Annotated in this window: 13 protein-coding genes, 1 tRNA gene and 3 pseudogenes; 6 read left to right on the forward strand and 11 right to left on the reverse strand. The window is 37.3% G+C overall.

Going from position 1 to position 14,149, the window contains the following annotated elements:
* Positions 1–3 precede the first annotated feature (3 nt).
* The 4 genes and pseudogenes from Anndu_RS06210 to carB all read right to left on the reverse strand — a co-directional run bounded on the left by Anndu_RS06210 (position 4) and on the right by carB (position 5,596).
* A complete protein-coding gene (locus tag Anndu_RS06210; protein ID WP_464103542.1) occupies positions 4–432 on the reverse strand; it encodes a hypothetical protein in 429 nt (142 codons plus the stop codon).
* A 2-nt stretch (positions 433–434) separates the two neighbouring features.
* Positions 435–1,460 (reverse strand): annotated as a pseudogene (locus Anndu_RS06215) (IS630 family transposase).
* A gap of 114 nt (positions 1,461–1,574) precedes the next feature.
* Complete coding sequence (locus tag Anndu_RS06220) at positions 1,575–2,225, reverse strand: alpha-ketoglutarate-dependent dioxygenase AlkB family protein (RefSeq protein WP_464103543.1); 651 nt, start codon at positions 2,223–2,225, stop codon at positions 1,575–1,577.
* A 125-nt stretch (positions 2,226–2,350) separates the two neighbouring features.
* Positions 2,351–5,596 (reverse strand): carbamoyl-phosphate synthase large subunit, encoded by a 3,246-nt coding sequence (gene carB / locus Anndu_RS06225; RefSeq protein WP_464103544.1) that lies wholly within the window; start codon positions 5,594–5,596, stop codon positions 2,351–2,353.
* Positions 5,597–5,911: 315 nt separating this feature from the next.
* Here carB and Anndu_RS06230 point away from each other — a divergent pair, with 315 nt between their 5' ends.
* A complete protein-coding gene (locus Anndu_RS06230; RefSeq protein WP_464103545.1) occupies positions 5,912–6,613 on the forward strand; it encodes a hypothetical protein in 702 nt (233 codons plus the stop codon).
* Between the two features lie 117 nt (positions 6,614–6,730).
* Here Anndu_RS06230 and Anndu_RS06235 read toward each other — a convergent pair whose 3' ends face one another.
* From Anndu_RS06235 to Anndu_RS06245, 3 genes are all read right to left on the reverse strand, one after another.
* The gene (locus Anndu_RS06235; RefSeq protein ID WP_464103546.1) at positions 6,731–7,108 is read right to left on the reverse strand and encodes a ferredoxin; all 378 of its coding nucleotides are present in this window, start codon (positions 7,106–7,108) and stop codon (positions 6,731–6,733) included.
* Between the two features lie 67 nt (positions 7,109–7,175).
* Positions 7,176–7,559 carry a DUF1257 domain-containing protein gene (locus tag Anndu_RS06240; RefSeq protein WP_464103547.1) on the reverse strand — a complete coding sequence of 128 codons (384 nt, stop codon included), beginning with the start codon at positions 7,557–7,559 and terminating at the stop codon, positions 7,176–7,178.
* Positions 7,560–7,640: 81 nt separating this feature from the next.
* Positions 7,641–7,856 carry a DUF2997 domain-containing protein gene (locus Anndu_RS06245; RefSeq protein ID WP_464103548.1) on the reverse strand — a complete coding sequence of 72 codons (216 nt, stop codon included), beginning with the start codon at positions 7,854–7,856 and terminating at the stop codon, positions 7,641–7,643.
* A 238-nt stretch (positions 7,857–8,094) separates the two neighbouring features.
* Here Anndu_RS06245 and Anndu_RS06250 point away from each other — a divergent pair, with 238 nt between their 5' ends.
* The 4 genes and pseudogenes from Anndu_RS06250 to Anndu_RS06265 form a co-directional block, all read left to right on the forward strand.
* Positions 8,095–8,523 (forward strand): cupin domain-containing protein, encoded by a 429-nt coding sequence (locus Anndu_RS06250; protein WP_464103549.1) that lies wholly within the window; start codon positions 8,095–8,097, stop codon positions 8,521–8,523.
* Positions 8,524–8,818: 295 nt separating this feature from the next.
* Positions 8,819–8,891: transfer RNA gene (locus Anndu_RS06255), tRNA-Phe, on the forward strand.
* Positions 8,892–9,534: 643 nt separating this feature from the next.
* Complete coding sequence (locus Anndu_RS06260; protein WP_464103550.1) at positions 9,535–10,149, forward strand: recombinase family protein; 615 nt, start codon at positions 9,535–9,537, stop codon at positions 10,147–10,149.
* 11 nt (positions 10,150–10,160) lie between these two features.
* A pseudogene (locus tag Anndu_RS06265) lies at positions 10,161–11,272 on the forward strand (transposase family protein); the annotation flags it as partial.
* A gap of 86 nt (positions 11,273–11,358) precedes the next feature.
* Here Anndu_RS06265 and Anndu_RS06270 read toward each other — a convergent pair.
* The 4 genes and pseudogenes from Anndu_RS06270 to Anndu_RS06285 all read right to left on the reverse strand — a co-directional run bounded on the left by Anndu_RS06270 (position 11,359) and on the right by Anndu_RS06285 (position 12,345).
* Complete coding sequence (locus Anndu_RS06270) at positions 11,359–11,484, reverse strand: hypothetical protein (protein ID WP_464100876.1); 126 nt, start codon at positions 11,482–11,484, stop codon at positions 11,359–11,361.
* A gap of 57 nt (positions 11,485–11,541) precedes the next feature.
* Positions 11,542–11,610: pseudogene (locus Anndu_RS06275) on the reverse strand (transposase family protein); the annotation flags it as partial.
* Positions 11,611–11,828: 218 nt separating this feature from the next.
* The gene (locus Anndu_RS06280) at positions 11,829–12,011 is read right to left on the reverse strand and encodes a hypothetical protein (RefSeq protein WP_464103551.1); all 183 of its coding nucleotides are present in this window, start codon (positions 12,009–12,011) and stop codon (positions 11,829–11,831) included.
* 13 nt (positions 12,012–12,024) lie between these two features.
* Complete coding sequence (locus tag Anndu_RS06285; protein ID WP_464100878.1) at positions 12,025–12,345, reverse strand: helix-turn-helix domain-containing protein; 321 nt, start codon at positions 12,343–12,345, stop codon at positions 12,025–12,027.
* A gap of 92 nt (positions 12,346–12,437) precedes the next feature.
* Here Anndu_RS06285 and ilvD point away from each other — a divergent pair, with 92 nt between their 5' ends.
* A complete protein-coding gene (ilvD, locus tag Anndu_RS06290) occupies positions 12,438–14,123 on the forward strand; it encodes a dihydroxy-acid dehydratase (protein WP_464103552.1) in 1,686 nt (561 codons plus the stop codon).
* Positions 14,124–14,149: the final 26 nt, after the last annotated feature.

Consider the following 14,149-nt stretch of genomic DNA (forward strand, 5'->3'; position numbering starts at 1 on the left):
CTGTTAATCTATTCCTATACTAACCCTGAACTTACTTTTTGTAAATGGTATAATATCATAAGAAATTGCTTGAATATTATGATCAATAGAAGAATGTTCTGTTAAAAATTGAATTAATCCAACTAATTCAGGACAAGGACCAGAACCAAAAAAACAAACTTTAATTTGTTCTTGTTGAGTTAATTCTGTTGTTAACAAACGGAATACCTCTAAACTCATTTCAACATAATGAGGATAATACCTAATTAAATATACTGCTTGAATATTCTTATTAGAATATTCAACTTTAACTAAATTATTTCTAAAAGAATCCCATAACAATTTTGCATCTTTTTTTAATGATTGAAGATAATTTTCAAATGTGCCGTGAACTCTGGGGTTATAAAAATAACCTGAGTTTTTTAATCCTTCTAAAATATAGTTATATAGCAATCCTAAATAGGTTGTGGCAAAATTCCATATTGATAAAGTTTGGGGAAATCAAATATTTGACCATGCGCAAAAAACTTAAATAGCCACTTTACTATTTTAAATGATTTACATAAATGATAGAATTGTCTAATAAAATTTTTCACTTGTAGCCAAATATCTTCTACCGGATTTTGTTCTGGAGCATTAGGGGCAAATTTATGACAAGTAATTAACCATTCTTCTTCCAATAAATCTTGATTTATTATAGTTAAATACTCCCTAAATTCTTTTGAGTCATGATAGGTTGCTCCATCCCAAAATATTGCTAATCTTTTTCCTTTTCTTTTTGATAGTAAATACTTGATAAATTTGATCGTATTTTCTGTATTTCCACTTTCATATTCTTTGACAATAAATTCTTTAGTTTGATAGTCTAATGCCCCATAATAAGTTTGTCGGCTTTTTTCATTTTTAATGGGAATTTCTATTCTTTGATCTGTTCTTCCCCAAACATAACCTAAAATGTCTCCCCAAAGTAAATGACATTCATCAATCATAAACACTACAAGCTCTCCACTCTCTATTTCTTTTTCCAAATCTCTAATTTTTCACTGATTTCTTTTTTTTTAGCTTCGACTAATTCGTCATTTTTAGCCGGATTCTTTTTTGAGTTTTTTCCAACTTATTTTCGCTTCTTTGAGCAAACTATAATAACTTTGATTGGATTTATAAATAATATTATATTCTCGCTCTAAATAAATTTTTAAATCTGATAATCTTAAATATTCTTGCTCTCTTAACCAATTAATAACTTGGTCTTTTTCTTCTGGTTTTAATTCACTTTTAGTTCCTTTAAACTGTAATTTCAAGCTTTCTACTCCACAAAAAAGAGCTTGATTTTTCCACATACTAATAAAGCTATGAGAAACTTGTAATAATTCTTTTACTTCATGGTATGATTTTCCTTCTAAAATCATTTTGACAGCTAAAGCCCTTTTTATTTCTTTAGCCTCTTTTGTTTGATTGATAAAATCATTTAACTCAGAAATAATGTTCATTTTTTTTTCCTTGAATTTAGATTATAATTAATATTATATCTGTTATGACCTATTTAGGATTGCTATATATATTATCCATCATGGGAAAAAATAAAACTTGTCAATTTAATTGATAATTCTAAAAGTTAAATTAATACGAGGTTTTACTTCTTTTTTAGTTTTAGGTATTTGATGAAGCCAATGATGTTGAGTTTCACCTTGCATTAATAATAAACTACCATGAGGCAAATCTATTTCAATTTTTCTAGTTGATTCTGTTTTATGTTTCAAACAAAATTTACGAGTTCCGCCAAAACTAACTGAGGCAATAATCGGATTTTTTCCTAATTCTGGTTCATCATCACTATGCCATGATACGCTATCTTGTCCGTTGCGATAAAAGTTTAATAAAACACTATTAAATTTTACTTTAGCTATTGTTTCTATTTTATTTTTAATCTCTATTAAAGTAGGATTCCAAGCATCTGGATGTTGTTCTATTCCTGAATAAATATAAGATTTTCCTTCATCTCCATACCAAGCAGTTAACCTTGGTAAAGGCATGGTTTTCCCAAAAAATTTAATATAATCTTGTCGCCAATTAGTATTTTGTTCCAAATCTTGAAAAAACTTATTACTTTCTTTCAAATTAAAAAAATTAGGATAAAAAATTACTTCACCATCAACAGAAACAATTTTTTTCTTTTCAATTGCATTTGTTGATAGTAAAGTTTGATTTGATATTGGTATTTCTAAAAGATTCATTTGTTGATACATAAACTTTTATAAGAACAATAAATAATTGACAATCTTAGCATAATCTGTAGGGGCATGACATCATAAAATTATTAATTTAATCATAAAATTTAATCTGTCATGCTCCCACAAGAATAACAACTCAATTAATTCAAATAATCCTGTAAAGCCTTCACATCAAGAGGTTCTTGTTGTAAAGAGCGGATCGCCGCTACGGTGGCTTTAGCACCTGCGATCGTGGTAATGATCGGGAGTTTATAGTCTAAGGCACTACGGCGGATCAAACGCCCGTCAACTTGAGACTCCTCACCGCTCGGAGTCGTCACAATAAACTGAATATCTCGGTTTTTGATCCAGTCTAAAACGTGGGGGCGACCTTCATGGAGTTTTAACACCGTCTCCACTCCCTCGATCCCGTTATCCTTTAAAACTTCACGAGTTCCTGACGTGGCTACAATTTTAAAGCCTAACTCCTTAAACTCTTTCATTACAGGCACTACCGCCTCTTTATCACGGTTATTCATGGACACAAAAACCGTACCTGATAAAGCTAGGTTTACTCCGGCGGCGATCTCGGCTTTAGCAAAGGCTTTACCAAAATCGCTGTCAATGCCCATTACTTCACCTGTAGAGCGCATTTCTGGGCCTAAAAGGGTATCCGCACCATGAAACTTATCAAAGGGCAAAACAGCCTCTTTAACGGCGATATGTTTAGGCATAATTTCCTGTGTTACCCCTAACTCCTCAAGGGTTTTCCCTGACATCACACGGGAGGCGATGGTGGCGAGGGGGCGGCCGGTGGCTTTAGACACATAAGGCACGGTGCGAGAGGCTCGGGGGTTGGCTTCTAAAATATACACCTGTTCCCCTTGGATCGCATATTGAATATTCATTAAACCCACTACTTTAAGAGCTTTGGCGAGGGCTTCTGTCCATTGGCGAATGGTAGTTGTTACATCCTCAGAAAGCGAAGTATAGGGAATGGAACAAGCTGAGTCACCGGAATGGATCCCCGCTTGTTCAATATGTTCCATAATACCGCCGATCACCACTTTTTCTGTGCGATCGCAAAGGGCATCTACGTCAACCTCGATCGCATTTTCTAAGAATTTATCAATTAAAATGGGGTGATCCGGCTCAATTTGGACGGCGTAGGTCATATAATGTTTTAATTCGTCATCAGAATAAACAATTTCCATAGCACGACCCCCTAAAACATAAGACGGACGTACTACCACCGGATAGCCAATTCTACGGGCAACCCTTAACGCTTCTTGATAATTACGAGCGATGCCGTTGGGAGGTTGTTTTATATTCAATTCGTGGAGGATCCGCTCAAATTTTTCCCGATCTTCGGCGGTATCAATGGAGTCTGGAGAAGTTCCCCAAATTTTAGTTTGAACGTGACAATACTCACTATTAAAATAGTTTTGCAGTGGTACAGCTAATTTTAAGGGAGTTTGCCCTCCAAATTGAACGATCACCCCTTCAGGGTTTTCCGCTTCAATGATATTTAACACATCTTCCTTGGTTAAAGGCTCAAAATAAAGGCGATCGCTGGTGTCATAGTCCGTTGAGACAGTTTCAGGGTTAGAATTAACCATAATGGTCTCAAAACCGTCATCAGAGAGCGAAAAAGAGGCATGACAACAACAATAATCAAACTCGATCCCTTGGCCGATGCGGTTAGGCCCTCCTCCTAAGATCATCACTTTACTCTTATCGGAGGGTTGGATCTCCGACTCCCCTTGATCATAAGTAGAGTAATAGTAGGGGGTAGAAGACTCAAATTCTGCCGCACAGGTATCAACTAATTTATAAACAGGAAAAACTCTTAATTCTTTCCGGTATGCCCTCACTTCATCCTCGGTTGTATTGGTAGCAAAGGCAAGTTGGCGATCGCTGAAACCATGTTGCTTAATTAGGAGCATCTCTTTTTTACTAATTTGCTCTAGGGGAGTACGTTTTAAAAACTTTTCAATCTCTAATAACTCAGCAAATTTATCTAAAAACCAAATATCAATTCCAGTTAATTCATAAATTTCCTCTACACTCATTCCTAATTTTAAAGCATGATAAACGGAGAAGATTCTTTCAGGGTTGGGGGTGCGTAAACTCCCCCGAATATGGGATAAAGAGGGTAAAGTTTCATCTTTATCACAACCAAAGCCATAACGCCCCGTTTCTAGGGATCTTAAAGCTTTTTGGAAAGACTCTTGGAAAGTACGCCCGATCGCCATAGCTTCCCCTACGGACTTCATTTGAGTGGTTAAAATAGGCTCAGAGCCGGGGAATTTTTCAAAGGCAAAACGGGGAATTTTTGTTACTACATAGTCAATAGTAGGCTCAAAGGAGGCCGGGGTTTTCTTGGTAATATCGTTAGTAATTTCGTCTAAAGTGTAGCCTACCGCTAACTTAGAGGCAAACTTAGCGATGGGAAAACCAGTGGCTTTAGAGGCTAAAGCAGAGGAGCGGGAAACACGGGGATTCATTTCAATAACAATTACATCTCCATTAACAGGATTAACGGAGAATTGAATATTAGAACCTCCTGTTTCAACTCCGATTTCACGGATAATTTTTAAAGAATAATCTCTTAATCTTTGATATTCTTTATCTGTTAAAGTTTGAGCAGGAGCAACGGTGATGGAGTCTCCAGTATGAATACCCATCGGATCAATATTTTCGATCGAGCAGATAATCACCACATTATCAGCTAAATCCCTCATAACTTCTAACTCATATTCCTTCCAACCTAAAAGGGATTTTTCGATTAATAATTGAGAAACAGGGGAAATTTCTAAGCCATATTTAACTAATTCGATGTATTCTTCTTGGTTATAGGCGATCCCACCGCCACTACCCCCCATCGTAAAAGCAGGGCGAGAAATAAGAGGATAACTGCCAATTTCTTCAGCCACTCTCATGGCCGACTCCAGATCCGTGACAATACCAGAAGGGCAGACAGGTACACCAATGCGCTTCATTGCTTCCTTAAACAGATCCCGATCTTCGGCCATTTCGATGGCCGGAAGTTTAGCCCCGATCAACTCAACCCCATATTTTTCCAAAGTGCCATTTTTCGCTAAAGCTACCGCCACATTTAAAGCAGTTTGGCCGCCCATGGTAGGCAATAAAGCATCAGGGCGTTCTTTTTCAATCACTTTAGCCACAATATCAGGGGTTAAAGGCTCAACATAAGTGCGATCGGCCATTTCCGGATCGGTCATAATGGTAGCAGGGTTAGAGTTAACTAAGATAACCTCATAACCTTCTTCTCGCAAGGCTTTACAAGCCTGAGTTCCTGAATAATCAAATTCACAAGCTTGACCAATAATAATAGGGCCGGATCCCAAAAGTAAAATTTTTTTTAAATCGTTACGACGTGGCATAGAATTTCTGGTATAAGATCAAATTTACATATTTTGCAATATTTTAATCTGTCTTTATAGCTAAAAAAAATTTTTTTTGCTATTTGTTAACAGATACAGACAATTACAGTGATCAGTGACCAGTAAATGCTCAAGTGTAACAACTACCCACTTCAAGAAAAAATGCGCTATGACACTTTGAGGGAAAAACCGTTAAAAAAAGTTAAAATTTTCCAGCTAATAGCAAATTTTTCTGAAAAACTATCATAAACTAATGGTTATCAAAGTTTTACCAATCAAGACCATTAAGCGATTAACTTTGTCAGAAAAAATATTATGATCTCAGAAGTTTTCTCACACACCTTTAACGATTATTTTGCCCCTCAAAATAACAATTTAGTGGATGATCCCCTCAATAGCCCCCATCCCGTACCTTGGAATTGGGTAATGGAAACTTATCAAAATTATTTAAACTATCCCCAAATTGAAGAAACCCGTTATTATCGTACTCCCTCTTTACTATCACCGGATCAAAAATATTGTGCTTATAGTCGAGTTTCCATGGAAGTTAATCCTGAACTTGGTCAATGTCGGGTTAATAGTGTGATGTTTATTGAAAATTTGGAAAGTGGCGAATTAAGATTAATTACCGCCGATACACCTTTAGCGGATAACCCTTTTCAGATTAACACACAAGCGCACCAACCCGGCACAATTGCCATTTTAATTCCTATTTCTTGGTCAATTAAAGGCGATCAAATTTTAGCCAGACAATTTGAGGGAATTTTTAATAGTTCAATGATGTTTGATTATGCCGTAATTTGGGATCGCAATGAAAATAAAACTCGTACACTTTCGCCTAAAGAATCAATCGAATATGATTATACAGTGTTATTAGGGTGGAGTAAAAAACAACCGGATCAAGTATTATTTCGAGGTGATATTTTAGGGGAGGAAACTGTTTCTATTTTAGCGGTTAATTTCAAAGGTAAAACTATTATTTCTCAAGAAGATCAACCAGTTATTTATAGTTATTAATTGATTATCTAAAATTCGAGGGTGTAACAATTCCCCCTTCTGTCCCCTATCATACCCTAATTCAGCAAAGCTTTTTTTCTTTTCATGAATAATTCAAGTTAAAGCCCTAAAAGAGTGCTAAGAATGTTGGGGAAAACCTAAAGGCTTAATCAATTGATTTTTTCTCTCAATTTCCAATCGTTTTAACTCAGTATAATCTACCCAATGAATACAGTCTACCGGACAAGTATCGATCGCCTCCTGTAACAACTCCTCTGACTCCCCATTTTGATTAAAAACCCTTGATCTACCCTGACTTGGTTCAATATAAAAAGTATGAGGGGCTACATGGGCGCAATGTTTACAACCAATACAAGTTTTTTCATCCACATAAACACCTTTTTGACGCACCTGGCCACCTAACTCCGGTTCAAAACCCGTACGATTGGACTCATCTCGGAAAATCCCCCCCAACTCTGGCTCAAAACCCGATGTTTGCGTTAATTCGTAACTCATGATAGATAATTCTCAAAATAAAATAGATTGTCATTAGTCATTTGTCACCGATCACTGATGACTAGATTTAACTCCAGCGTTGTAAAACAAGACGGATCGAGCCATCTTGATTTTTTTCCTCTTGAGCAATCTGGAAACCTTGATTAGTAGTTTCATTAACCACTGTATGATAAGCGTAACGCTGAGTAATACGTTGTAAAAAACCATCTACCGATAAAGGCTGTTGCCAATATTGAAAATCAGCAACTAACTCATATTCCTCACCATTCCAACAAAAGCCAATATCATAGTTATTATCCTGTTCAACTACTAATTGAGCAGTACGAGTTTGACCTTGATACCCCCTTACAGGTGCAGAACCCTCTTTCCATTCAATCCCTAAATCAGTTAAAGCCGATTTTAAAGAAATTAGGTTACGGAGTTCGGTTTTAATATTCGTAAAATGAGACATATTTTAAATCAAAATTAATTAAGATTGATTAAGATGAAAAAATATAAAAAAATGCAATTTAACAAAAATGCACCTGAAAAATTACCAATCGCTAAAACTAGCTTGATTTAAGCTTTGAGCCGACTGATGATTAGTTTGGGCAAAATATTCGGCAGTGGTCTGGGTCGAAATAACACGCCCTAGTTGAGCTTCAATAGCGGCGGTTACTTCTTGACAAGACGAGCCGATTATGCCTGTTACTGTTTCTTTAACCCGACCATCGGGATAAATGACAAATTCTAAGGTTTCCATGTTCATGGTGCAACCCAAATGAGAAAAATTAGCTGTAATATTTATTCAGTTTAATCATGATCTAAAATTACTGCAACTATTTATTCCACATCCCACCATTGAAAAAATCACCTGACAGTTGTTTGAGAATAGATTTTCAAACTAATTAACATATTTGTACAAAATTTAACAAAAATTTATATTTGTTGGATTAGGATCGAAACATAAAAATATACTAAAATCAAAACAAATTTAAAGAGCTTGTATGGCACTCAAAAAAGAAGTTTCCATTCGCCCACTAGAATCAATCCAAGGGGGTATGAGTGAATTTTATACCCCTCAAGCTAGTCATGAAACGATGTTAGTCAAAGTTCCGGCCGGAGCTAATGACGATTTATTTGTCCATCGTTTTCAGACGGATCAACTGTTAGTTGTCAAGGGCAGTTTTATTTTAGTTGTCTTATTAGATCGTCAGTATCAATATATTCCCTTGAGCGATGGTCATCCTCAAGTTGTTACTATTCCGCCAGGTGTTTTACATGGTGCCATTAACCCAAATAAAGAAGATTGTTTATTAGTTAATGCGGTTTTACGTCATGGTCAAGGCAATCGTAAAGATTATATCCCAAGACCAAAACCCTTCCCCTATAACTTAACAAAAGCTAAAACAACATTAGATTTATTGAAACAATAGCACTAACTTGCGATCGAAAGGAAACTTGTCACCTTATAGGCTCACGCCTTAAGATAGATGTTTGTTTCCTTTCCCTCTCACTGAGCTACCACTAGAAGAAAGGACTATTTCATCCACTTGTATGGTTCAGATTCCTTGACAATTACCGTTAAATAATGGTATCTTTCCGATAGAAAAATCTGAAAAACCTTACCAGATCAAGAAAATCAAAATTTTTGAAAAAAAAATAAAAACCCTTGCTTTTTTCAAAAATCCATGTTATATTACTGAAGCACTTAAAAAAAGTGTTATCCAAGCCGAGATAGCTCAGTTGGTAGAGCAGTGGACTGAAAATCCTCGTGTCGGCGGTTCAATTCCGCCTCTTGGCATATTTTCGATGTCTATAAAAACCTAAAAGCCTTGATATACAAGACTTTTAGGTTTTTGTTAGTTTTTGTAAATGTATCACGATATATCATTATAAGCAATAATGGAAGTAAAAATTTAAGCAAAGTTTAAGCAAGGTTTATTATGGAAGAAAAAATAAAACAAGCAAATGAGCGGTTAAAGTCGGCAAAGTTAGGTGTAGCGATTCAGCAAATAGGGAATAGGTTATATCTGAGTGCGACATTACCACCTAAGCCAAATTCAAATAAAACTAAACCTCATCAACAAAGAATTAGTTTGAAGGTTTATGCTAACTGTAACGAACTGCAAACAAGATCGCCTCGACGCGCAAACAAGTCAATTTTGAAACCACATTAACTGCAAATAAGACCCCCTTCAAAACCACATTATCTGCAAATGAAACCACATTATTTGCAAACAACGCGCAAACAAGAACTCAAAACCAGATTATTTGCAAATAGGCGAAAAGATAGACAGAGACTAAAATAAGGGAGACTTGAGGAAAAAGTGTCCAGAAAAAAGGATAGTTTAAATTAGTGATTTATGTACGGTCAATCTGGTATAAACTAGAGCATATCCGTCTAATTAAAATCTAAAAAGGTTTTGTTTGTAAATCTGTCTTTTATGGTCGTTTATGCCTATTTACGAGTGTCCACAGACCATCAAGATGTGGATAATCAACGTCATGGCATCCTCGAATATGCCAACAATAAAGGTTTAGCTCCCGTTAAATTCATCTGTGAGAAAGTTTCTGGGCGTAACCCTTGGCGTGAAAGGTCAATGGGACAATTATTACAAGAAACTGCCCAATCAGGGGATGTAGTCATTTTTGCGGAAATAAGTCGTATGGCTCGTTCCACCTTGCAAGTGTTAGAAATACTCGAATGTTGTCTCCACAGAGGTATTTGCGTTCATATTGCTAAACAAAATCTGGTGATTGCCGAAGACCTCCAAAGTCGGATCGCCGCTACAATCTTAGGTTTAGCCGAAATTGAACGGGAATTAATCTCCATTAGAACCAAGGAAGCACTGGCAAAACTCAAAGCGGAAGGCAGGAAGTTGGGACGACCGAAAGGAGCAAGGTCAGAATCACTAAAATTGGATCAATATGAGTCTCAAATTAGAGGTTATTTAGCAAAAGGAATCAGTAAACGCTCTATTGCTAAATTAATTGAATGTTCCCCCTCCACACTTTATGACTGGTTGGCACGAAAAAAAGCTCATGGAGGGGAAATATGAACAAGAAAAGAATCCCCACCTCAGCCCTGCTTGACCTTCAACAACGCTTAGGACAACTACCGCCTCGATGCAGTGAACGTCGCCAAATCCTCCAAGAAGTGGCACACCTGTACGGTGTATCCGAACATACCGTTTATCGAGCTTTACGAGAAACTAATCATCTATACCCTACCAAAAGAGGAGATTATGGACAACCTCGAGTCATGCCAAAAGTGACCTTAGAGCGTTACTGTGAAGTAATTGCCGCCTTAAAAATTCGGACGAATAACCGCAAGGGACGACATTTATCTACTGTAACAGCGATTCGGCTCTTAGAAGAACATGGAATTGAAACCCGGACGGACATCTTCAAGCTCCGGTGGGATTATTAAAACCAGCGACGATCAATCGTTATCTCAAGCAATGGGGTTATGACCACCAAACCCTTTTACGTCAACCCCGCCGTTAGGTTTCAAGCCCAACAGAGTAATCAATGTTGGCATTTTGATTTAAGTCCCTCAGACCTCAAACACTTGAAAAATATACCTGAATGGGCTGAGGGGAAAGGTCGTCCCCTCCTCATGCTTTATAGCGTCGTAGATGACCGCAGTGGCGTTGCCTATCAAGAATACCATCAAGTCTATGGGGAGGATGTAGAAGCGGCTTTACGTTTCCTTTTTAACGCTATGTCTGCCAAAACCGTTGAGAACTTTCCCTTTCAAGGCATTCCCCAGATGTTATATCTGGATAACGGTCCCATCGCCCGAAGTCTGGTCTTTCAGAAGGTGATGAGTTTACTGGGTGTGGAAGTGAAAACCCACATAAGCGCCGGAAAGGATGGTACAAGAGTCACCGCTAGGTCAAAGGGAAGGTAGAGCGTCCTTTTCGTACCGTTAAAGAGATGCACGAAACTCTCTATCATCTCCATGAGCCAGAAACGGAAGGGCAGGCCAATGCTTGGTTGATGCGGTTTTTAGTCCATTATAACAATCAATCCCACCGCCATGAGCCTCATTCTCGACTAGAAGATTGGTTAACTTCTTTACCCGATGAAGGCTTACGTCAAATGTGCAGTTGGGAACGCTTTTGTACCTTTGCCCGTGAAGCGGAACGTCGCAAGGTCGCAATTGATGCGAGGGTGAGTAGACATCTCCAATAACTGATAAAGCTTATATGGTAACAGTTTCATCTTTAATCAGCACTCAGCAATCAATCGCTGTAAAGTTAATTTCACGTCAAAATTTCCTCTAAATCTAATTTCCTCCCAAAAGTATGACTGATTAAAACATCAATTACTTCACTTGATGACGATGATTTCACTATTTCTAAAACTAAACTCTCAATTCTTAATCTCACTAACCCACAAACTGTTAAAAATACTGACTGATATTTATCTTTTCTTAATCTAAATCTTTCTCTTGCTACTCGCCATATTTTTATGATTCTAATTAAATGTTCTATAAATATTCTTACCGATGAAATCTTTTTATTTTCTTCTTTTTCTTCCTGAGTTAATACTCCTTTTTCGGTTTTTTCTTTGGGGTAATAATTTGTGGCTCTCCCACATAAGCTTTATCCCCTTTAAACCTTTGATCTATCCCAAACTTATTAAGATTTTGACGACAGATGTTAATATCACTTGAAGCGCCCTGGTTTTCCCGCCACTACATCCACAATATCTCGGCCTTTTGGAAGACTAATTAATTGATTTTTAAAAGTATGTTCACATTTTTTCCACTATAACATTTTTTCTGTTCTTCATAGTCTAAAGGTCTTTCTCTTGGCTGTTCTTCACTATCTACTAATAATTCATTTTCCTTCAATTTTTCCAACATTTCTTCTATTTTTTCTGGGGACTTTTTACTTGTTCTAGTAAAGAGCATGGCAAAGCTTCTCTCATAATTTTTGCCAATAATCAAACAAATTATTGGCTGTTGATTCACTTACTTGAAAGACGATACCTAATAGTTGAAAACTCAGATGATGTCTTAAATAAATTAAAGTCAAAATAATCTGGTTTTCTTTTGAAAGTTTACTCTCTCTACCACCCCCTGAATTGATAATTCTAGTTTTTTGTTTTTCGGATTCTTCTTTTGCTTGTTTCTCCAAGATTAAAAGATGTGCAATTAGCAGTTCTAATTGTTCATAATTAATTCCCAATAATCTTTTAGTTGCTTGTTTGTGATCTTGAATATATTGCCAAGTATAATTACTCATTTTGGCTATTTCTCCTTAAAATTTTTGTTGATGATAGCTTAATTTTTTTATTTCTATTATATTATAGAGATGTTAAATTCAATACAAAAATTATGTCAGATAATCTTAGAAGTAAAGTTATTACCCAAGGTGCGGCGCGTACTCCTAACCGTGCCATGTTAAGGGCTGTTGGTTTTGGCGATAATGATTTTATTAAGCCGATCGTGGGGGTGGCTAATGGTTATAGTACCATTACCCCCTGTAATATGGGGATCAATGATCTTGCTAAACGTGCCGAAAGTGCCATTTTAGAGGCGGGTGGTATGCCTCAACTATTCGGCACGATCACCATTAGTGATGGTATTTCCATGGGTACGGAAGGGATGAAATATTCCCTCGTTTCCCGTGATGTGATCGCCGACTCGATCGAAACGGTTTGTAATGGGCAAAGTTTGGACGGTGTAATAGCGATCGGCGGTTGTGATAAGAATATGCCGGGGGCAATGATCGCTATGGCTAGAATGAATATCCCTTCGATTTTTGTCTATGGTGGTACAATTAAACCCGGTCATTATAAGGGTGAAGATCTAACGGTTGTTAGTGCTTTTGAAGCGGTTGGTAAACATAGCGCGGGTAAAATTGATGATCAAGAGTTATTAGCGATCGAGAAAAATTCTTGTCCGGGTGCGGGATCCTGTGGTGGGATGTTTACTGCTAATACCATGTCAAGTGCTTTTGAAGCGATGGGTATGAGTTTACCCTATTCTTCCACCATGGCCGCCGAAGATGCGGAAAAAGCGGAAAGCACCGCCGAGTCAGCTAAAGCCTTAGTTAATGCCATTAAAAAGCAGATTTTACCGAAAGATATTTTAACCCGTAAAGCCTTTGAAAATGGCATTTCCGTGATCATGGCGGTGGGTGGCTCCACTAATGCGGTATTACATTTACTGGCGATCGCCAATACCATTGGTGTACCCCTAACTATTGACGACTTTGAAACGATCCGTCAAAGAGTGCCTGTTATTTGTGACTTAAAACCGTCAGGTAAATATGTTACCGTTAATCTACATAATGCTGGTGGTATTCCCCAAGTCATGAAAATGTTATTAAATAACGGCTTATTACATGGAGATGCCCTTACTATTTCGGGTCAAACTATTGCGGAAGTCTTAAAAGATATACCCGATCAACCTCCGGCCGATCAAGATGTGATCCGTCAATGGGATAATCCTTTATATCAAGAGGGACATTTAGCCATTTTAAAAGGTAATTTAGCACAAGAGGGATCAGTGGCGAAAATTAGCGGTGTGAAAAATCCCAAAATTACCGGCCCTGCTAGAGTTTTCGAGTCTGAAGAAGAATGTTTAGACGCTATTTTAGCCGGAAAAATTAAAGAAGGTGACGTAGTGATCGTGCGTTATGAAGGGCCTAAAGGTGGGCCAGGTATGCGGGAAATGTTAGCGCCTACCTCTGCCATTATTGGGGCTGGTTTAGGTGATAAAGTGGGTTTAATCACCGATGGACGTTTTTCAGGTGGTACTTATGGCCTAGTGGTTGGTCACGTTGCGCCAGAGGCTTATGTAGGGGGTAATATTGCCCTTGTGCAAGAGGGAGACAGTATTACCATTGATGCGCATGAAAAGTTATTACAGATTAACGTATCTGAGGAAGAATTAGCACAACGCCGCGCCAAATGGCAACCTCCTGCCCCCCGTTACACTAGAGGGGTATTAGGGAAATATGCGAAATTAGTTTCTTCTTCCAGTTTAGGGGCAGTAACTGATTTAAACTTATTTTAATTAATTTGGTAGGGGTGAATTTAATT

This window comes from Annamia dubia NIES-4383, from assembly GCF_055394725.1.